An 18,462-nucleotide genomic window follows, 5' to 3' on the forward strand; every position below is an offset into this window, starting at 1 on the left:
GCCAGCTGTCTGTTGGCTGGAGCGGTTACAGGTCGCCGTAGCCCAGCGAGCGCAGGGCGCGCTCATCGTCGGACCAGCCGCCTTTGACCTTGACCCACAGGTTGAGCATGACCTTGGCGTCGAACAACACTTCCATATCCTTGCGCGCGTCCGAGCCGATGCGCTTGATGCGCTCGCCCTTGTCACCAATGATGATCTTCTTCTGACCGTCACGCTCGACCAGGATCAAGGCATGGATATGCAGCACATGGCCCTGCTGCTTGAATTCCTCGATCTCCACGGTGATCTGGTACGGAAGCTCAGCACCGAGCTGGCGCATGATCTTTTCGCGCACCAGTTCCGCAGCCAGGAAGCGGCTGCTGCGGTCGGTGATCTGATCTTCCGGGAAGAAATGCTCGTTCTCGGGCAGATGCTTGGCGATCAACGCTTCCAAGGCTTCGAGGTTGTGGCCTTGCTGGGCGGAAATCGGCACGATCTCGGCATTGGGCAACTGCTGCTGCAGCCACTGCAAGTGCGGGATCAGCTCGGCTTTCTCATCCATGCGGTCGGTCTTGTTGACCGCCAGGATCACCGGGCCACTCACGTACTGCACACGCTCGAGCACCAGTTGGTCCTCGTCGGTCCAGCGGGTCCGGTCGACCACGAAGATGACTACGTCGACATCCTTCAAGGCAGCCGATGCGTTGCGGTTCATGTAGCGGTTCAAGGCCTTGTCGTTGGCCTTGTGCATACCGGGCGTATCGACGTAGATCGCCTGCACGTCGCCCTCGGTCTTGATACCGAGCATGTTGTGCCGGGTGGTCTGCGGCTTGCGCGAGGTGATCGCCAGCTTCTGGCCGAGGATGTGGTTGAGCAGCGTGGACTTGCCCACGTTGGGGCGACCGACGATCGCGACATAGCCGCAACGGGTCGAAGTGTTCTCAGTCATTGCCATTCTCCACGCCAAGGGCGATCAATGCAGCAGCGGCGGCGACCTGCTCGGCGATACGCCGGCTCACGCCCTGGCCACGGCTCTTGTTGTTCAGCAGCACCACCTCGCATTCGACGAAGAAGGTACGGCAGTGCGGTTCGCCCTGGATGTCCACCACTTCATAGCGTGGCAGTTCGCAGGCACGCGACTGCAGGAACTCCTGCAGACGAGTCTTGGGGTCTTTGTTGGTGTCGACCAGAGTCAACCCATCGAACTCACCGGCCAGCCAGGCCAGGATGCGTTCGCGTGCGGTCTCCATGTCGGCGTCCAGGTAGATCGCCCCGATCAGCGCTTCGAGGGCATCGGCCAGGATCGACTCCCGCCGGAAACCACCGCTCTTGAGCTCACCCGAGCCCAAGCGCAGGTATTCGCCCAGATCGAAGCCCCGGGCCAGACGGGCCAGGGTCTCACCTTTGACCAGACGGGCGCGTAGGCGCGAGAGCTGGCCTTCGCGGGCCTGCGGAAAACGCTCGAACAGCGCTTCGCCGGCCACGAAGTTGAGGATGGCATCGCCCAGAAACTCCAGGCGCTCGTTGTTGCGCCCGGCATAGCTGCGATGAGTCAGGGCCAGGAGCATCTGGTCCTGGTTCTTGAAGGTATAGCCGAGCTTGCGCTCCAGGCGCGCGAGGGAAGCACTCATGGGGCCACCCGTGGATTGTTCAACGCGTTGTTCAAATCAACATCCTGAAAGACTGTTTGGCTGTGGCCCACCACCTTGTGGGCGGCGGAATCTCTCGATCCCTGAGAACACAGCCTATGTCAGAAATGCATTCGGCGCTGTCTGTCAGACAGCGCCGTTGGGTATCAATGGATCAGGCCTACCCGCGACAGGTTTGGGAAGTGGCTGAGCTTGGGCTCCGGCCAGCTCATCCAGACCGCGAAGGCCTTGCCGACAATGTTGCGATCCGGAACCATGCCGTGCAGTTCCTTGGGAATGTTCGGATCGTCCCAGTAGCGGCTGTCGTTGGAGTTGTCGCGGTTGTCACCCATCATGAAGTAATGGCCAGCCGGAACGGTCCATTGCTGGTCCGGCGGCATGCGGTAGCGGCTCATTTCCTTGCGGATCAGGTGCTCGGCCTCGCCGAGTTTTTCCTTGTACAGCTGGGCACTGCCCAGGGTGCCTGGCTCGGTACCGACCAATTGCTCGGCGACCGGCTGGCCATTGACGTACAGACGCTTGTCGCTGGTGTAGCGCACCTGATCGCCCGGCAGCCCGACCACACGCTTGATGTAGTTGACATTCGGGTCGCTCGGGTAGCGGAACACCATCACGTCGCCGCGCTGCGGGTCTCCCACCTCGATGACTTTCTTGTCGATCACCGGCAGGCGAATACCGTAGGAGAACTTGTTCACCAAGATGAAATCGCCCACTTCCAGAGTCGGTTTCATCGATCCCGATGGGATCTGGAACGGCTCGACCAGGAACGAACGCAACACCAGCACGATGAACAGCACCGGGAAGAACGACTTGCCGTACTCGACGAGCAACGGCTCCTTGTTCAGGCGCTCGAGCACTGCCATCTCGGGCTGGCTGACGCTGCCCTGGTAGTTGGCGACCGCCGCTCGCCGGCGCGGAGCCAGGAACAGCAGGTCGATCAAGCCCAACAGGCCGCAGACAGCTACGGCGATGACTAGCAACAGCGGGAAATTTAGCGACATAGGACCTAGCTATCCAACCTGAGCACGGCGAGGAAGGCTTCCTGTGGGATCTCCACGTTGCCGACCTGCTTCATGCGTTTCTTACCGGCCTTCTGCTTCTCCAGCAGCTTCTTCTTACGGCTGACGTCACCGCCGTAGCACTTAGCCAGTACGTTCTTTCTGAGCGCCTTGACGGTCGTACGGGCGACGATCTGGCCACCGATGGCTGCCTGGATCGCCACATCGAACATCTGCCGAGGGATCAGCTCCTTCATCTTCTCAGTCAGCGCACGGCCCTTGTAGTGGGCATTGTCGCGGTGAACGATCAGCGCCAGGGCGTCTACCTTGTCGCCGTTGATCAGCACGTCCAGCTTGACCAGGTTGGCCGACTGGTAGCGATCGAAATGATAGTCCAGCGAAGCGTAACCGCGGCTGGTGGACTTGAGTTTATCGAAGAAGTCCAGCACCACTTCGTTCATCGGCAGGTCGTAGCGCACCTGTACCTGGCTGCCGAGGAACTGCATGTCGCGCTGCACGCCACGCTTCTCGATGCACAGGGTGATGACGTTACCCAGGTGCTCCTGAGGCACGAGGATGGTGGCGGTGACGATTGGCTCACGGAAGTCCTGGACCGCAGAAACATCCGGTAGCTTGGATGGGTTGTCGACGTAGATGGTCTCACCGGTCTTGAGCACCAGCTCGTAGATCACGCTCGGCGCGGTGGTGATCAGATCCAGGTCGTATTCGCGCTCCAGGCGCTCCTGAATGATCTCCATGTGCAACATGCCGAGGAAGCCGCAACGGAAGCCGAAGCCCAGTGCGTCGGAGCTTTCCGGCAGGTATTGCAGCGAGGAGTCGTTCAGGGTCAGCTTCGACAGTGCGTCGCGGAAATCTTCAAAATCGTCGGAGCTGACCGGGAACAGGCCGGCATAAACCTGCGGCTGGATCTTTTTGAAGCCTGGCAGCACTTCGACCTCTGGGGTCGAGGACAGGGTCAGGGTGTCACCGACCGGTGCCCCGTGAATGTCTTTGATGCTGGCGATGATGAAGCCCACCTCGCCCGCCTTGAGGTCGGCGGTCTGCGTGTGTTTCGGGGTGAAGACACCGACGCTGTCCACCAGATGCACCTTGCCGGTGGACTTGACCAGGATCTTGTCCCCTTTCTTGACCCGGCCATGACGCACGCGGACCAGGGAGACGACGCCCAGGTAATTGTCGAACCAGGAATCGATGATCAGTGCCTGCAGAGGAGCATCGATTTCGCCTTCCGGGGCGGGAATGGTCTGCACCAGACGCTCGAGGACCTCATCGACGCCCATGCCGCTCTTGGCGCTGCATGCCACGGCGTCGGTGGCGTCGATGCCGATGATCTTCTCGATCTCGTCCTTGACGCGGTCTGGGTCGGCCTGGGGCAGGTCCATCTTGTTAAGCACCGGCATGACCTCCAGGCCCTGCTCGATAGCGGTGTAGCAGTTGGCCACGGACTGGGCCTCGACACCCTGACCGGCGTCCACGACCAGCAGCGCGCCTTCGCACGCGGCCAGGGAACGGCTGACTTCATAGGTGAAGTCGACGTGGCCGGGAGTATCGATGAAGTTCAGCTGGTAGACCTTGCCGTCCTGGGCCTTATAGCTCAGCGTGACGCTGTGGGCCTTGATGGTGATCCCGCGCTCACGCTCCAGATCCATGGAATCGAGGACCTGGGCTTCCATTTCGCGTGCCGACAGGCCACCGCACATCTGGATGAAACGGTCGGCCAGCGTCGACTTGCCATGGTCGATGTGGGCGATGATGGAGAAATTGCGGATATGACTCAAATCACTCACGGGTCAACACTCGAAAAGGCTGCGAGCCGGACGCCCGCCGAAAAATAGCCGGGAATTGTACCTTAAGCCGCAGGGATATGGGAGATTCCAGATCAAGCGACATGGTAACGAGCGCTGCCCTGTAGGAGCCCCGAATTGCGCGCGCCCGAGCTACCCGCAACCTTTGGATGAGGGGCGACAACGGAATATTTCATGAAAAAGGGCAGCCGAAGCTGCCCTTTCCTATGCAGTGCGCAGATTATTCCGCCAACTTGAAGGTAATGAAGCTGGCTCGGCCCTGACGCAGCACGCGCATCGACACCGAACGATTCTTCGGCAGATCCTTGGCAATTTCGGTGAACTGCTTGGCCGAAGCGATCGCCTGGTTGTTCAGGTGACTGATGACATCGCCAGGACGCAGGCCAATCAACGCCGCCGGACCATCCTGGACCTCCTTGATGACCACGCCGCCCTTGAGTTCCAGGGACTTTTTCTGCTCGGCGGTCAGGTCGGCCACGGAAACGCCCAGACGGTTGCTGTTGCGTTCTGCGCCGGCTCCAGCGCCGGTACCGATGTCCGCATCGTCCTCGGGCAGCGCGCCGATGGTGATATCCAGATTCTGGCGCTTGCCGTTGCGGATGATCTCCAGACGAGCCTTGGCGCCGTCCTTGAGGCTGCCGACCAAGTGCGGCAGGTCGGCCGACATGATGATCGGCTGGCCATTCATGCTCAGAATCACGTCCCCTACCTGCAAGCCACCCTTGGCTGCCGGACCGTCCTCTAGCACTTGGGCGACCAAGGCACCGGCTGGCTTGTCCAGACCGAAGGATTCAGCCAGGTCCTTGTTGACCTCCTGGATCACCACGCCAAGCCAGCCACGGCTGACCTTGCCGTCCTTCTTCAGCTGATTGGAAACATCCAGCGCCACATCGATCGGGATAGCGAACGACAGCCCCATGAAGCCACCGGAACGGGTGAAAATCTGCGAGTTGATGCCCACCACCTCGCCATTCATGTTGAATAGCGGGCCACCGGAGTTACCCGGGTTGATCGCCACGTCGGTCTGGATGAACGGGACATAAGTGTCGTTGGGCAGGGTCCGCCCCTTGGCGCTCACGATGCCCTTGGTCACCGAATGGTCGAAGCCGAACGGCGAGCCGATCGCCAGCACCCACTCACCGACCTTGAGCTTTTCGGAGTCGCCGAGCTTGACGGTCGGCAGGTTCTTGCCTTCGACCTTGAGCAAGGCCACGTCTGTGCGCGGATCGGTACCGACCAGCTTGGCCTGCAGCTCGCTCCGGTCGGACAGACGCACGATGATCTCATCGGCATCGGCGACCACATGGTTGTTGGTCAGCACATAGCCATCGCTGGAGATGATGAAGCCCGAACCGAGCGACTGGGCTTCTCGTTGACGGTCACCACGGGGCGAGCGCGGCACTTGCGGCATGTTGCGCTCGAAGAACTCGCGGAACATCGGCGGCAGGCCTTCCAGGTCCGGCATCTGCCCGGCGGCGACACGGCGGTCCGGCAGCTTCTGCTTGGTACTGATGTTCACCACAGCAGGCGAGGCCTGCTCGACCAGGGTGGTGAAGTCCGGCAGGGCTTCCTCGGCCTGGGCGGTGAGCACCTGGCCAAGCATCAGCACGGCGGCGAACATCGATAGGTAGGATTTCAAGCGTGGTATTGACATACGGCTCCCGTCACAACGAGCGTAGTTAACAAAGTGAGGCCTTTGCACAAGCAAGAAAGGCCAGACCCCGAGAAGCCTGACCTATAGAAAATTTACGAAGGGATTGCAAATGACAATGCTTTAATTTCATGTCAGAAGCATGCCCTACGAGATGTAGGAAGGCGCGCTATCACTGACGCGCCTGGGCATCCTGGGCCCGCATGGACAGGGCGACACGCTCGGCGGTTCCCAAGGGAATCTCGCCAACCACAGTGACCATGACCTTGCCCTTGGGCGTGTTGAGACGACGCGACACGGCGACGGTAGGCCCTAACTGCGCACGGGTATCCGGTCCGGCATCATCGCTCACCGGCTCCAGGAACACCGAGAAGCGTGCCAAGCCATCGTCATACATGAGGCTGCTGACCATGCTGTCACGCACCGGGTCCCGGCGCACGGAGCTGTTGATCAATTCGAAGCCCGGCGGCAACCAGTCCGAACGCCAGGCAGAGGCAGCGTCGGAATGCGCGGCTGCGACGTGCTCGACCGGCTTGCACGAAGAACTGGCGCGCAGGTCGTCATCGCTGGGTAGATCGTCGGTATCCAGGCGGGTCATCTGGAAGCGCTCGAGCAGCTGGCCCTTGTCGTTGATCATCAACGAGCGCAAGGGCAGTCCAGTGCGGCGATCCAAATGCAGTTCGAAAGCGTAGCGATGCTGGTCTCGCGGCGTGAGCGTCACGATCACGGCATCGCGCCCGGCAACCCGGGACTTGCCTGCGACGCTCAGGTCGTACCAGCTCATCAGTTTCAGAGGATCGAGCACACGGGGCGCGGAGTCCGGCGGGGTTCCTACGCGGCTAACCAGGGAGCCGCTGACGCACTGGACCTTGCCATCGACCCGCACGATTTCCTGGGTCGCCCCATCGAGCTGCAACAAACGCTCGCTGACCTTGCCGTCCTGGACGCGGTGCCAGATATCGTGTGAAGAGAAGCTGCCATTACGTTCGTAGACGAAGGAACCCTGGTAACTCTGTTCTCGCTCGGCCTGTGCCAGCTTGTTCAGCCACTCGCTCGCCTCGGGCGAGGAGTTGGCCGCCAAGGCCGGCACCATCATGCAACTGCCAAGCAGAAGCGTCAGGAGAGGTAGCGCGCGCATGATCCTCCTTACTTAACGGTTTTCCAGGCTGGCGGCGCGTGCATAGGGCAGAGCGGTCTCAGTACCCTTGAGCGCAGATTCCTGGGCATGCTGGCGCAGATACCCTGGCAGACGCTGATCCCAGCCGGCCTGGTTCTGCAGCACGCCGTTGGCCATCGGCCCGGTCGGTTGCTCACTGCTCTCACTATAGCCTGCCAAAACGGCGGGGCCCTGTGCTTGTGGCACGCTCAGCCCTTGCTGGACAGGCTGCTGGGCAGCGAGCTCGGCACCGGTGATTTCGTCCTGGTTGTACAGGCGCACGCCAGCCAGCACGGCAACGGTCACCGAGGCGGCTACAGCCAGGCGACCAATGGTGCGCCATGGGCCTTGCTTGACCTTGGCAGGCACGGCTTCGTCGGCCAGCGCTGCGGATACCGCCGAGGCGATATCGAGCTTGGGCAGTACCAGCTCGTTGTGCATCGCTGCGCGCGCTACTTGGTAGCGGGACCAGGTGGCACGGGTTTCAGGATCGTCGACCGCGTTCAACACGCGACGCAGTTCAAGTTCGTCCGCTTCGTTATCCATCACCGCGGACAGCGATTCCTGCAAAGCTTCACGACTCATGGCGGTTCCTCTCTTGGCTGTCGCCGCTGTCTCAGGTTTCCTGCAACAAAGGCTGCAGGGCTTTATCAATGGCCTCCCGAGCGCGGAAAATTCGAGAGCGCACGGTACCTACCGGACATTGCATGACACTGGCAATGTCTTCGTAACTCAGTCCGTCGAACTCACGTAGGGTCAATGCCGTGCGCAGGTCCTCGGGCAGTTGCTGGATGGTGCGATGGACGGTGCCTTCGATTTCATCCCTCAACAACGCGCGCTCTGGAGACTCGAGATCCTTGAGGCCATGATCGCCGTCGTAAAACTCCGCATCCTCGGAGCTCACATCACTGTCTGGTGGCCGTCTTCCGCGGGACACCAGGTAGTTCTTCGCCGTGTTAATGGCGATGCGGTACAGCCAGGTATAGAAAGCGCTGTCACCGCGAAAATTTCCTAGCGCCCGGTAGGCCTTGATGAAAGCCTCCTGCGCCACATCCTGGGCCTCGTGGGTGTCGTGTACGAACCGCACGATCAACCCGAGAATCTTGTGCTGATACTTCAGCACCAACAGATCGAACGCTCGCCTGTCGCCGCGCTGCACGCGCTCGACAAGCTGCTGATCCTCTTCCTGGGTTAGCATGAACACTCCTCAGTGGTCTCGAAGGAGCGTTGCAACAGCCATCGTTCAGGCTTGCAACCATAGACTCGGCCTTTGCGCAAAAGTTCTCCCCTCCAAGCAAGTTTCCTGCGGCCCTTGGTCGGCTCGCACGAAAGACGCAGCGCGGTCACGGCCGGCTGCGTCGATAATCTGATTTCGAATACGCAGGTGTCAGCCCCGAAAGAGCTACCGCCATGCGTCGCCGTGGCATTTGGTGGCGTGCGGGCAGCCTTCTTAGGATTTCCACCGGTATCGGAAAGTTCCCATAAAGATCGCGACGCCGGTGCAGATGCCATTGGAAATCAGACACCTGTGACTGCTATAAAGGCAGCCGGACAGGCTTAACGATAGTTTCACAATGCCATCTGCGCATGACTATTGTGCCGCTCCCCTTCCCAAGATTACTAGTGTCAAGACATGAGCCAACAATTCCAACACGATGTCCTGGTGATCGGCAGCGGCGCCGCTGGCCTCAGCCTGGCACTGAACCTTCCCAGCCACTTGCGCATCGCCGTGCTGAGCAAGGGCGACCTGGCCAATGGTTCGACCTTCTGGGCCCAGGGCGGCGTAGCCGCGGTCCTGGACAACACCGATACTGTCCAGTCCCATGTCGAGGACACGCTCAATGCCGGCGGCGGCCTGTGCCATGAAGATGCCGTGCGCTTCACCGTCGAGCACAGCCGCGAAGCCATCGAGTGGTTGATCGAACAAGGGGTGCCCTTCACTCGCGACGAGCATTACAGCGTCGATGACGGCGGCTTCGAGTTCCATCTGACCCGTGAAGGAGGTCACAGCCACCGACGCATCATTCATGCCGCCGACGCAACGGGCGCCGCGATTTTCACCACTTTGCTGAACCAAGCACGCCAACGGCCGAACATCGAGCTGCTGGAGCAGCGCGTCGCGGTCGACCTGATCACCGAGCGTCGTCTGGGCCTGCCAGGCGAACGTTGCCTGGGCGCCTATGTACTGGACCGCAATACCGGCGAAGTCGACACCTTCGGTGCGCGCTTCACCGTGCTGGCCACCGGCGGTGCGGCCAAGGTCTACCTCTATACCAGCAATCCCGACGGTGCCTGCGGCGATGGCATCGCCATGGCCTGGCGCGCCGGCTGTCGGGTGGCCAACCTGGAATTCAACCAGTTCCACCCCACCTGCCTGTACCACCCGCAGGCCAAGAGCTTCCTAATCACAGAGGCCCTGCGCGGCGAAGGCGCCCTGCTGCGCCTGCCCAATGGCGAACGCTTCATGCCGCGCTTCGACCCCCGCGAGGAGCTCGCGCCCCGAGATATCGTCGCCCGCGCCATCGACCACGAAATGAAGCGTTTGGGCGTTGATTGTGTCTATCTGGACATCAGCCACAAGCCAGCCGACTTCATCAAGAATCACTTCCCTACGGTCTATGAACGCTGCCTGGCCTTCGGTATCGACATCACCCGCCAGGCGATTCCGGTGGTCCCGGCCGCCCATTACACCTGCGGCGGCGTGATGGTCGATGATCGCGGCCATACCGATGTCCCCGGCCTGTACGCCATTGGCGAAACCAGCTTCACTGGCCTGCACGGGGCCAACCGCATGGCCAGCAATTCGTTGCTCGAATGCTTCGTCTATGGCCGTGCCGCTGCCGCCGACATCGAGGCGCACCTTGATGAAGTGCAGGCTCCGACCGCCCTGCCCTGCTGGGACGCAAGCCAGGTTACCGACTCGGACGAGGACGTGATCATTGCGCACAACTGGGACGAACTGCGGCGCTTCATGTGGGACTACGTAGGTATCGTGCGCACCAGCAAACGCCTGCAACGAGCCGAGCATCGGGTGCGCCTGCTGCTCGACGAGATCGACGAGTTCTACAGCAACTACAAGGTCAGCCGCGACCTGATCGAACTGCGTAACCTGGCCCAGGTCGCCGAGCTGATGATCCGCTCAGCCATGCAGCGTAAGGAAAGCCGCGGGCTGCATTACACACTGGACTATCCGGGAATGCTGCCCGAGGCCAAGGACACCATCCTCAGTCCGGTCTGAACTGACGCGTTCGCGGTTCGACCCGCTCCCACAGAACCCTGCGAGCCCTGTGGGAGCGGGTTATTGCACTGAAACCTCGGCCCAGCGCCTGCGGCTGAACTTCAACCTCACGCGCAAACGCCGATGCTGATCCGCATCCAGGGCATCGCGCGGTACGCACTGGCTCTCGCCAAACCAGCGTCCCGATCTGACAAAGCGCAGCACAACCAGACCTGGCATCGCCACGCTATCCCGACACAACCTCACCTGCTGCCATCCTTTGGCACGGCTGAACAGCCGCCAGCCGGTTGGATCACGGCGCAGGCCAGTGATGGCCTCGGGATGGGTCAGCAAAATACGACGGGGGATGGCCCAGCAGGCGTGGGCAAGGCAAGCAAGGACGAGGGGAACGCTCAACCACCAAGGCTGCGCGCTCAGGACCATGGCCCAGAGTGCGAGCACCTGGCAGGTCAGGTAGGCCGCCAGCAGCAGGCGCGAGCCTTGCCAGCGGCACTCGAAATACTCACTTGGGCTGGACACGGTCCAGGATGATGCGAACCATGCGTTGCAGCTCAGGGTCGTCGGACTCGGTGCGCTCCATGAACCAGCCGAACATGTCCTGGTCTTCGCAGGTCAGCAGGCGACGGTACAGCTCGCGGTCCGCTTCGCTCAGGGTGGGGTAGACCTCCTGGGTGAATGGCACCAGCAGTACGTCCAGTTCCAGCATGCCGCGGCGGCTGTGCCAGAAAAGCCGGTTGAGTTCAGTTTGTTCGACCATGGGGCCCTCCTCGAATGGGTCGCCAGTATACAGCGGGGCGCTCGCGGGGGCACAAGGCGTTGGTCTAGTCACCTACCTATTTTGTTACCGGCGTTCTATGATGGCCGCCAGTCTCAAGCAACCGCGATGACCCATGGCCGATTCCGCTTTCTTCTGTCCCCTGTCCCACGAGGGCATCCTCGCCGTCCGCGGCTCCGATGCCGGCAAGTTCCTGCAAGGCCAGCTGACCTGCAACATCAACTACCTGAGCCAAGAGCACGCGAGCCTCGGCGCCCGGTGCATGGTCAAGGGCCGCATGCAGTCGAGCTTCCGCATTCTCCCCGAGGGCAACGGTTACTTGCTGGCCATGGCCAGCGAGCTGCTCGACGCGCAACTGGCCGACCTCAAGAAGTACGCTGTCTTCTCCAAGGCTACCTTGACCGATGAGAGCGCCGCGTGGGTCCGCTTCGGCCTGACGCAAGGCGATGCCGCGCTAAACGCGCTGGGCTTGGCCACGCCGACCGAAGCTGGCGCCACGGTACGCCACGACGGCCTGATCGCCATTGGCGTCAGCACCGGCCGTGTGGAGCTCTGGGCGCCCGCCGCGCAAGCAGACACCGTGCGCCAGACCCTCGCCACTCACCTGACCGAAGGCAGCCTCAACGACTGGCTGTTGGGCCAGATCCGTGCCGGCATCGGCCAGGTCATGGGCCCCACCCGTGAACTGTTCATCCCGCAGATGATCAATCTGCAGGCGGTCGATGGGGTGAGCTTCAAGAAAGGCTGCTACACCGGCCAAGAGATCGTCGCGCGTATGCAGTACCTGGGTAAGCTCAAGCGCCGACAGTACCGCTTGGCCCTGGCCCAGCGGGACGTGCCCGCCCCTGGTGCCGAGATCTTCTCGCCCACCCACGGTTCGTCGGTGGGCGAAGTGGTCATCGCCGCCAGCACCGGTGACGGCTGCGAACTGCTCGCCGTGCTCAGTGCCGAAGCCGTGGCAGACGACAACCTGCACCTGGCTAGCCTCGAAGGCCCTCGCCTGACACTGCTGGACCTGCCCTATGAACTGGACCGCGACCGGGAAATCCTTCGCTGACCAGCCTGCCCCGCTGCCCTGCGGGGTCGCACCACCACTGCGGTAGAGAAGTTAGATGAACAAGCTGGCCGAGACGGTTCAAGCACAATTGCTCGCAGCCATCGACAAGGACGACCTGGTCCTGCCGACCCTTCCCGAGGTTGCCTTGAGCATCCGCGAGGCGGCGGAGGACAGCGAGATCAGCGTCGCCGCCTTGAGCAAGGTGATCGGCCGCGACGCCGCCCTCTCGGCGCGCCTGATCAAGGTGGTCAACAGCCCGCTGCTGCGTGCGGCAGTGGAGGTCACCGACCTGCACACCGCCATCACTCGCCTGGGTATCAACTACAGCTGCAACTTGGCGATCGGCCTGGTAATCGAGCAGATCTTCCACGCCCGCTCACCGGCCGTCGAACAAAAACTGCGCGATATTTGGGCCAACAGCCTTGAAGTTGCAGGTATCAGCTATGAACTCTGCCGCCGCTACACCCAGCTCAAGCCTGACCAGGCCACCCTAGGGGGCTTGGTCTACCAAATCGGCGCCCTGCCAGTTCTGATCTACGCCGAGGAGCACAACGAGCTGCTTTCGGACCCTGTGTGCCTGCACTATGTGATCGAACAGATCCAGCCGGTGCTGGGCGACAAAATTCTCAAGGCCTGGGAGTTTCCCGAGCAGTTGGTCAACCTGCCCAGCCAAGTGCAGGACCTGGATCGTCGCACCGAGAGCATCGACTACATCGACATCGTGCAGATCGCCCGTCACCTCAGCCATCGGACCCGCAGCCGGCCCCTGGCGGCCTTGCCTGCCTACCAGCATCTCGGACTCCCTTACGGGACCGAGTTGGATGTCGCCGACCTGCTCGATGCCCGCAGCATGCTGCGCTAAGCAAGACACCCGCTCCACAAGGATCACCGCCAACCCCGTGGGAGCGGGTTTACCCGAGAATAGGCCAGCGCAGATAACCCAGGACAGTTGCTCTCCAAGCCCCCGGGAAGCCCGCTCAATCGGCGATAAAACTCACCCGCACGCGCAACCCGCCTTTTTCGCCATCATGCAGGCTGATCTGCGCCAGGTGCGCGCGGCAGATTTCGCCGACTATCGCCAGCCCCAGGCCTGTGCCCTGGGCGCTGCGTCGATAGAAGCGCTCGAACACGCGCTCACGGTCAGACTCGGGAATACCCGGCCCGTCATCCTCCACTTCCAGCATGGCCGGGGCCATCACGCGCAGGATCACGTTGCCACCCTTGGGCGTATGGGCCAGGGCATTGTCCACCAGGTTGCTGAGCAGCTCATTGAGCAAAGTCGGCTCGCCTTTGAGCCATACCGGCGCCTCGGCTTCCAGCGCCAGGGCCACGCCCCGGGCATGGGCCAGAGGCGCCATGGCCATGCCGAGCTCACGCGTCAATTGGCACAGGTCCAGACGCTGGGCACCCCCTTCGGCAATCGCCCGGGCCCCATTTTCCACCCGCGCCAGGGACAACAACTGATTGGCCAGGTGAGTCAGACGGTCAGTACCCTGGGTGGCGGCTTCGAGGGTTTGTCGCCACTGCTCTGGCTCCTGGGAGCGCAAGCCCAGCTCAAGCCGCGCCTTGAGGGCGGCCAACGGCGTGCGCAACTCATGGGCGGCGTCGGCGATGAATTGTGCCTGACGCTCGAACTGACCACGCAGCCGCTCGGTGAAATGGTTCAAGGCGTGCACCAAGGGCCCGAGCTCTCGCTGCACCTGAACCACCGGCAAGGACCGCAAGTCATCGGGTTGGCGCTCTTCGACCGCCGTACGCAGCCGCTCCAGCGGCCGCAGTGCTGCGCTCACGGCGAACCAGACCATCATGAGCGCCCCCAGCGCCAGCATGCCCAGACGCAGCAAGGTATCGGCCATCAGGCCCCGGGCCATGCGCACCCGTGCCTCCTCGGTCTCGGCCACGCGGATCTCGGCCATGCCGTTCATGTTCGGTTCGCTGACTGGCTTGAGCAAGCTGACCACGCGTACATCCTGGCCCTGGTAGGTGGCGTTGTAGAAACGCGCCAAGGCCGGATAGTCGTCGGTACGCGGGGTGCCCGGCGGCGGAGGCGGAAGGTTCTCGTAGCCGGAAATCAGCCGCTGATGAATATCCAGCACTTGGTAGTAGATACGTCCGGCGCTGTCGTACGCAAAGGTGTCCAGGGCCACGTAGGGCACATCCGCGCTCAGGGTCCCGTCGCGCTGCGACAGGCCTGCGGCGATGGTCCGTGCCGAAGCCAGCAACGTGCGATCATAAGCGGTGTCGGCGGCCTCGCGGCCGTTCCAGTAGGCGCTCAGGCCGCTGGCGAGCATCAGCACCACCAACAGCAGCGCCAAATTGCCCAGCAAACGCCCACGCAGGCTGCCGTTGTCACGCATCGCGATGCTCGAGCAAATAACCCAGGCCGCGGAACGTGACGATAGCCACTGGATGGCCATCGAGCTTCTTGCGTAGCCGATGGATGTAGATCTCGATGGCATCGGGGCTGGCCTCTTCGTCCAGGCCAAATACCTGGGCCGCCAGTTGCTCCTTGCTCATCACTCGGCCCGGGCGGGCGATCAGGGCTTCGAGCACGCTTTGTTCGCGCTGGGTCAGGGTCAGAGCTTCTTCACCCAGGGTGAAGCGGCGGGTATCCAGATCGTAGACCAGCGGCCCGCAGCGCTGCTGACGCTCGCCACCGAGCACGCTACGGCGCAGCAGTGCCTTGACTCGCGCTTCCAGTTCGGTCAGTTCGAAGGGTTTGGCCAGGTAGTCATCGGCGCCCAGGTTCAGGCCATGTACCCGATCCTTGACATCGCTGCGCGCGGTGAGCATCAGCACCGGCAGCGTCTTGCCACGGCCACGCAGGCGCGCCAGCACTTCGAAGCCGTCCATGCGCGGCAGGCCGACATCGAGCACTGCCACCGCATAGTCCTCGCTGGCCAGGGCCAGGTCGGCGGCCACGCCATCGTGCAGCACATCCACGGTCAGACCTTGGCTTTTAAGGGCCAGGGCCACGCTTTCGGCCAGTTGCAGGTGGTCTTCGACCAGCAACACTCGCATCGGATTCTCCCTGCTCGGGTGGGGCTTTGGCGCGGAGTGTACCGCCGTCGGGGGGCCTGTGAAGCCCTCCCGGCAAACCTTTCACTCTGAAAGGTTAGCGAAAGGTTCATTACCTAGCATCGCACCACGGTCGCCCCGCGCGCCGAAAAAAAGCACCAGCAAGGTGCGCCCGATAAGAACAATAAACGGAGTCTCCCGACGATGCTGTCCATGCAGCCGCAGGCGTTCGCGCCTACCCGTTCCCTGTCCGCACGCCCGTCCGCCATCGCCAGCGCCCTTGCGCTAGCCGGTGTCGCCCCGCTGAGCCAGGCCGCTTTTTTCGAAGACAGCACGGCCACCTTCGAAACCCGCAACATGTACTTCAACCGTGACTTTCGCGATGGCACCAGCAGCCAGCAATCCAAGCGCGACGAATGGGCCCAGGGCTTCATGCTCAATTTCGAGTCCGGCTACACCGACGGCACCGTAGGGTTCGGCCTGGACGCGCTAGGCATGCTCGGCATCAAGCTCGACTCCAGCCCAGACCGCACCGACACAGGCCTGCTGCCGACCCATGATGACGGTAAGGCCGCCGACGAATACTCCAAGCTCGGCCTGACCGGCAAGATCAAGGTCTCCAACACCGAGCTCAAGGTCGGCACACTCATCCCGGAACTGCCGACCCTGCAGCCCAACGACGGGCGCATCCTGCCGCAGACCTTCGAGGGCGGCCTGCTCACCTCCAAGGAGCTCAAGGGCCTGACGTTCACCGGCGGGCGCCTGGAAAAAGCCAAGGACCGCAACGACACCAACTGGGAAGACCTCGCCCTCAACAACAAGAATGGCCGTTTCGGCGGCACTTTCAGCGCCGACAACTTCGACCTGGCCGGGCTGGATTACCAGTTCACCGATCGCATCACCGGCAGCTACCACTTCGCCGAACTCGACGACATCTACCGTCAGCATTTCATCGGCATGGTCGCTACCCAGCCCTGGGGCCCGGGCACCTTCGGTGCCGACCTGCGCCTGGCAGTGAGCGACGATGCAGGTCAGGCCAAGGCCGGCAACATCGACAACACCACCGTCAACGGCATGCTCAGCTATGCCCTTGGCGGTCACAAGGTCAGCGCCGCCTACCAGCACCTGTCGGGCGACAGCGCCTTCCCCTACGTCGATGGCGCCGACCCGTACCTGGTCAACTTCGTCCAGATCAACGACTTCGCCGGCGCCGACGAGCGCTCCTGGCAAGCACGCTACGACTACAACTTCGCTGCCCTGGGCATCCCCGGGCTGACCTTCATGACCCGCTATATCAGCGGCGACAACGTCAGCCGCGCCGACGGTGGCGAGGGCAAGGAGTGGGAGCGCAACACCGAGTTCAAGTACGTGGTACAAAGCGGCCCGTTGAAGGACGTCGCCGTTCGCCTGCGCAACGCCACCTTCCGCTCCAACTTCGCCCGCGACGCCGACGAAGTCAGGCTGCTGGTGAGCTACAGCGTGGCTCTGTGGTAACCCATAACAACAACGCTCACGGAGATAGACGATGACCTTTTCAATGCGCCGCCTCGTCCTGGCTACCGGTTGCCTGCTGCTGGCTGGCAACGCCCTGGCCGCTGAACCGAAACGCCCCGAATGCATCGCCCCCGCCTCGCCCGGTGGCGGCTTCGACCTGACCTGCAAACTGGTGCAAAGCGCCTTGGTAAACGAGAAGATCCTCTCCAAGCCCATGCGCGTGACCTACATGCCCGGCGGCGTCGGCGCGGTGGCCTACAACGCCGTGGTCGCCCAGCGCCCGGCCGATGCCGGCACTCTGGTGGCCTGGTCCAGCGGCTCCCTGCTCAACCTGGCCCAGGGCAAGTTCGGGCGCTTCGACGAGAACGCCGTGAAATGGCTGGCAGCTGTCGGCACCAGCTATGGTGCCATCGCCGTGAAGAGCGACTCGCCCTACAAGACCCTCGATGATCTGGTCGCGGCCTTGAAGAAAGACCCGAGCAAAGTCGTCATCGGCTCCGGCGGCACCGTCGGCAGCCAGGACTGGATGCAGACCGCCCTGATCGCCAAGGCCGCCGGCATCAATCCTCGCGACCTTCGCTACGTGGCCCTGGAAGGCGGCGGTGAAATCGCCACAGCGCTGCTCGGCGGGCATATTCAGGTGGGCTCCACCGACATCTCGGACTCCATGCCGCACATCCAGAGCGGTGACATGCGCATCCTCGCGGTGTTCTCCGAAACCCGCCTGGACGAGCCGGAAATGAAATACATCCCCACCGCCAAGGAACAAGGCTACGACATCGTCTGGCCAGTAGTACGCGGCTTCTACCTAGGGCCAAAGGTCAGCGACGAGGACTACGCCTGGTGGAAAGCCTCCTTCGACAAACTGCTGGCCTCCGAGGACTTCGCCAAGCTGCGTGACCAGCGTGAGCTATTCCCGTTCGCCATGACCGGGCAGGAGCTGGACACCTACGTGAAGAAGCAGGTCGCCGACTACAAGGCCCTGGCCCGGGAATTCGGCCTGGTCCAGTAGATCGAGCTGCAACGCTGCTCCCCTTTAGGGGGCGGGTTAACCCGCGAAACGGACATCGCCGACGCGTGGCCTGGGCTGCGCCCTGGGTCGCAGGTAAGCCCGCTCCCACAAGGTCGGCGCCGTACCGAACAATTCCGAGGATTCCCTCATGATCCTGCAACGCATTTTTGCCCTGGCTCTGCTGGCGGTATGCGCCGCCCTGGCCGTGATGGCCTGGCCGTACCAGGCTGCGTTTTCCTACGAGCCTGTAGGTCCACGGGCCTATCCCTTGCTGATGCTCGGCCTGATGGGCGTGGCTCTGCTCTACCTGGCCGTTCGCCCAACGCCCATCGTGCGCAAGGACGACGAACCGCCGCTGGACCGTGAAACCCTGGTCAAGATCAGCGGCTGTGTGGGCCTGCTGATCGTCTTCGCGAGCACCTTCGAGTCGCTCGGTTTCATCCTCAGCGCCGTACTCGTCGGCGTACCCATGGCACGCCTGTATGGCGGGCGCTGGCTGCACAGTCTGATCGTGGTGGGCGCCATGAGCCTGCTGCTCTACTGGCTGTTCGACCGCGTGATGGATGTACCTCTGCCCCTCGGCCTGCTGGATGTACTGGAGAACTGACA

At 62.4% G+C, this 18,462-nt stretch carries 18 protein-coding genes; 6 read left to right on the forward strand and 12 right to left on the reverse strand.

Features of this window, described 5'->3' with window-relative positions; translation table 11 throughout:
* Positions 1-25 precede the first annotated feature (25 nt).
* From era to rpoE, 8 genes are all read right to left on the reverse strand, one after another.
* Positions 26-928, reverse strand: coding sequence for a GTPase Era (era, locus tag DQ397_RS21845; RefSeq protein ID WP_043206472.1), 903 nt, complete (start codon positions 926-928; stop codon positions 26-28).
* The gene (gene rnc / locus DQ397_RS21850) at positions 921-1,610 is read right to left on the reverse strand and encodes a ribonuclease III (protein WP_043206471.1); all 690 of its coding nucleotides are present in this window, start codon (positions 1,608-1,610) and stop codon (positions 921-923) included. Before rnc ends, era begins: the two co-directional genes overlap by 8 nt.
* A 164-nt stretch (positions 1,611-1,774) precedes the next feature.
* Positions 1,775-2,629 (reverse strand): signal peptidase I, encoded by an 855-nt coding sequence (gene lepB / locus DQ397_RS21855; RefSeq protein WP_043206470.1) that lies wholly within the window; start codon positions 2,627-2,629, stop codon positions 1,775-1,777.
* A 5-nt stretch (positions 2,630-2,634) separates the two neighbouring features.
* Positions 2,635-4,434, reverse strand: coding sequence for a translation elongation factor 4 (gene lepA, locus DQ397_RS21860; protein WP_043206469.1), 1,800 nt, complete (start codon positions 4,432-4,434; stop codon positions 2,635-2,637).
* A gap of 238 nt (positions 4,435-4,672) precedes the next feature.
* Complete coding sequence (locus tag DQ397_RS21865; RefSeq protein WP_371906690.1) at positions 4,673-6,073, reverse strand: DegQ family serine endoprotease; 1,401 nt, start codon at positions 6,071-6,073, stop codon at positions 4,673-4,675.
* A 202-nt stretch (positions 6,074-6,275) separates the two neighbouring features.
* The gene (locus tag DQ397_RS21870) at positions 6,276-7,241 is read right to left on the reverse strand and encodes a MucB/RseB C-terminal domain-containing protein (protein ID WP_043206467.1); all 966 of its coding nucleotides are present in this window, start codon (positions 7,239-7,241) and stop codon (positions 6,276-6,278) included.
* A gap of 12 nt (positions 7,242-7,253) precedes the next feature.
* A complete protein-coding gene (locus tag DQ397_RS21875) occupies positions 7,254-7,844 on the reverse strand; it encodes a sigma-E factor negative regulatory protein (protein WP_043206465.1) in 591 nt (196 codons plus the stop codon).
* 31 nt (positions 7,845-7,875) lie between these two features.
* Positions 7,876-8,457 (reverse strand): RNA polymerase sigma factor RpoE, encoded by a 582-nt coding sequence (gene rpoE / locus DQ397_RS21880; protein WP_010220971.1) that lies wholly within the window; start codon positions 8,455-8,457, stop codon positions 7,876-7,878.
* A 435-nt stretch (positions 8,458-8,892) separates the two neighbouring features.
* On the opposite strand from rpoE, the gene nadB reads away from it, so the two are divergent.
* Complete coding sequence (nadB, locus tag DQ397_RS21885; protein WP_043206464.1) at positions 8,893-10,497, forward strand: L-aspartate oxidase; 1,605 nt, start codon at positions 8,893-8,895, stop codon at positions 10,495-10,497.
* A 60-nt stretch (positions 10,498-10,557) separates the two neighbouring features.
* Here nadB and DQ397_RS21890 read toward each other — a convergent pair whose 3' ends face one another.
* Together DQ397_RS21890 and DQ397_RS21895 are read right to left on the reverse strand one after the other, a co-directional pair.
* Positions 10,558-11,016: a protein YgfX gene (locus DQ397_RS21890; protein WP_043206463.1), complete on the reverse strand. Its 459-nt coding sequence runs from the start codon at positions 11,014-11,016 to the stop codon at positions 10,558-10,560.
* Complete coding sequence (locus DQ397_RS21895; protein WP_043206462.1) at positions 11,000-11,254, reverse strand: succinate dehydrogenase assembly factor 2; 255 nt, start codon at positions 11,252-11,254, stop codon at positions 11,000-11,002. The genes DQ397_RS21890 and DQ397_RS21895 overlap by 17 nt, the downstream gene beginning before the upstream one ends.
* A gap of 133 nt (positions 11,255-11,387) precedes the next feature.
* On the opposite strand from DQ397_RS21895, the gene DQ397_RS21900 reads away from it, so the two are divergent.
* Together DQ397_RS21900 and DQ397_RS21905 are read left to right on the forward strand one after the other, a co-directional pair.
* Positions 11,388-12,329 carry a folate-binding protein YgfZ gene (locus DQ397_RS21900; protein ID WP_043206461.1) on the forward strand — a complete coding sequence of 314 codons (942 nt, stop codon included), beginning with the start codon at positions 11,388-11,390 and terminating at the stop codon, positions 12,327-12,329.
* Between the two features lie 55 nt (positions 12,330-12,384).
* Positions 12,385-13,191 (forward strand): HDOD domain-containing protein, encoded by an 807-nt coding sequence (locus DQ397_RS21905; protein WP_043206460.1) that lies wholly within the window; start codon positions 12,385-12,387, stop codon positions 13,189-13,191.
* 115 nt (positions 13,192-13,306) lie between these two features.
* On the opposite strand, the gene DQ397_RS21910 is transcribed toward DQ397_RS21905, so the two are convergent.
* Positions 13,307-14,686: a sensor histidine kinase gene (locus DQ397_RS21910; protein ID WP_043206459.1), complete on the reverse strand. Its 1,380-nt coding sequence runs from the start codon at positions 14,684-14,686 to the stop codon at positions 13,307-13,309.
* Positions 14,679-15,350 carry a response regulator gene (locus tag DQ397_RS21915; RefSeq protein ID WP_043206458.1) on the reverse strand — a complete coding sequence of 224 codons (672 nt, stop codon included), beginning with the start codon at positions 15,348-15,350 and terminating at the stop codon, positions 14,679-14,681. Before DQ397_RS21915 ends, DQ397_RS21910 begins: the two co-directional genes overlap by 8 nt.
* A 201-nt stretch (positions 15,351-15,551) precedes the next feature.
* Between DQ397_RS21915 and DQ397_RS21920 the strand changes: the two genes are divergently transcribed.
* The 3 genes from DQ397_RS21920 to DQ397_RS21930 all read left to right on the forward strand — a co-directional run bounded on the left by DQ397_RS21920 (position 15,552) and on the right by DQ397_RS21930 (position 18,460).
* Positions 15,552-16,841 (forward strand): OprD family porin, encoded by a 1,290-nt coding sequence (locus tag DQ397_RS21920; RefSeq protein WP_043206457.1) that lies wholly within the window; start codon positions 15,552-15,554, stop codon positions 16,839-16,841.
* Positions 16,842-16,872: 31 nt separating this feature from the next.
* Positions 16,873-17,853, forward strand: a complete 981-nt coding sequence (locus DQ397_RS21925) for a tripartite tricarboxylate transporter substrate binding protein (RefSeq protein WP_043206455.1) — start codon at positions 16,873-16,875, stop codon at positions 17,851-17,853.
* A 148-nt stretch (positions 17,854-18,001) separates the two neighbouring features.
* The gene (locus tag DQ397_RS21930; RefSeq protein ID WP_043206454.1) at positions 18,002-18,460 is read left to right on the forward strand and encodes a tripartite tricarboxylate transporter TctB family protein; all 459 of its coding nucleotides are present in this window, start codon (positions 18,002-18,004) and stop codon (positions 18,458-18,460) included.
* The last annotated feature ends 2 nt before the right edge of the window (positions 18,461-18,462 follow it).

Origin of the sequence: Pseudomonas sp. CK-NBRI-02 (assembly GCF_008124495.1) — a bacterium.
GTDB classification, from domain to species: domain Bacteria; phylum Pseudomonadota; class Gammaproteobacteria; order Pseudomonadales; family Pseudomonadaceae; genus Aquipseudomonas; species Aquipseudomonas guariconensis.

What these genes read in the sequence shown, in the direction of transcription:
- nadB (WP_043206464.1), top strand. Translation starts at nt 8,893, where the DNA reads ATGAGCCAACAATTCCAACACGATGTCCTGGTGATCGGCAGCGGCGCC.
- DQ397_RS21925 (WP_043206455.1), top strand. Translation starts at nt 16,873, where the DNA reads ATGACCTTTTCAATGCGCCGCCTCGTCCTGGCTACCGGTTGCCTGCTG.
- DQ397_RS21920 (WP_043206457.1), top strand. Translation starts at nt 15,552, where the DNA reads ATGCTGTCCATGCAGCCGCAGGCGTTCGCGCCTACCCGTTCCCTGTCC.
- DQ397_RS21870 (WP_043206467.1), bottom strand. Translation starts at nt 7,241, where the DNA reads ATGCGCGCGCTACCTCTCCTGACGCTTCTGCTTGGCAGTTGCATGATG.
- DQ397_RS21930 (WP_043206454.1), top strand. Translation starts at nt 18,002, where the DNA reads ATGATCCTGCAACGCATTTTTGCCCTGGCTCTGCTGGCGGTATGCGCC.
- DQ397_RS21905 (WP_043206460.1), top strand. Translation starts at nt 12,385, where the DNA reads ATGAACAAGCTGGCCGAGACGGTTCAAGCACAATTGCTCGCAGCCATC.
- rnc (WP_043206471.1), bottom strand. Translation starts at nt 1,610, where the DNA reads ATGAGTGCTTCCCTCGCGCGCCTGGAGCGCAAGCTCGGCTATACCTTC.
- DQ397_RS21910 (WP_043206459.1), bottom strand. Translation starts at nt 14,686, where the DNA reads ATGCGTGACAACGGCAGCCTGCGTGGGCGTTTGCTGGGCAATTTGGCG.
- lepB (WP_043206470.1), bottom strand. Translation starts at nt 2,629, where the DNA reads ATGTCGCTAAATTTCCCGCTGTTGCTAGTCATCGCCGTAGCTGTCTGC.
- DQ397_RS21895 (WP_043206462.1), bottom strand. Translation starts at nt 11,254, where the DNA reads ATGGTCGAACAAACTGAACTCAACCGGCTTTTCTGGCACAGCCGCCGC.
- DQ397_RS21900 (WP_043206461.1), top strand. Translation starts at nt 11,388, where the DNA reads ATGGCCGATTCCGCTTTCTTCTGTCCCCTGTCCCACGAGGGCATCCTC.
- era (WP_043206472.1), bottom strand. Translation starts at nt 928, where the DNA reads ATGACTGAGAACACTTCGACCCGTTGCGGCTATGTCGCGATCGTCGGT.
- DQ397_RS21915 (WP_043206458.1), bottom strand. Translation starts at nt 15,350, where the DNA reads ATGCGAGTGTTGCTGGTCGAAGACCACCTGCAACTGGCCGAAAGCGTG.
- rpoE (WP_010220971.1), bottom strand. Translation starts at nt 8,457, where the DNA reads ATGCTAACCCAGGAAGAGGATCAGCAGCTTGTCGAGCGCGTGCAGCGC.
- DQ397_RS21865 (WP_371906690.1), bottom strand. Translation starts at nt 6,073, where the DNA reads ATGTTCGCCGCCGTGCTGATGCTTGGCCAGGTGCTCACCGCCCAGGCC.
- DQ397_RS21875 (WP_043206465.1), bottom strand. Translation starts at nt 7,844, where the DNA reads ATGAGTCGTGAAGCTTTGCAGGAATCGCTGTCCGCGGTGATGGATAAC.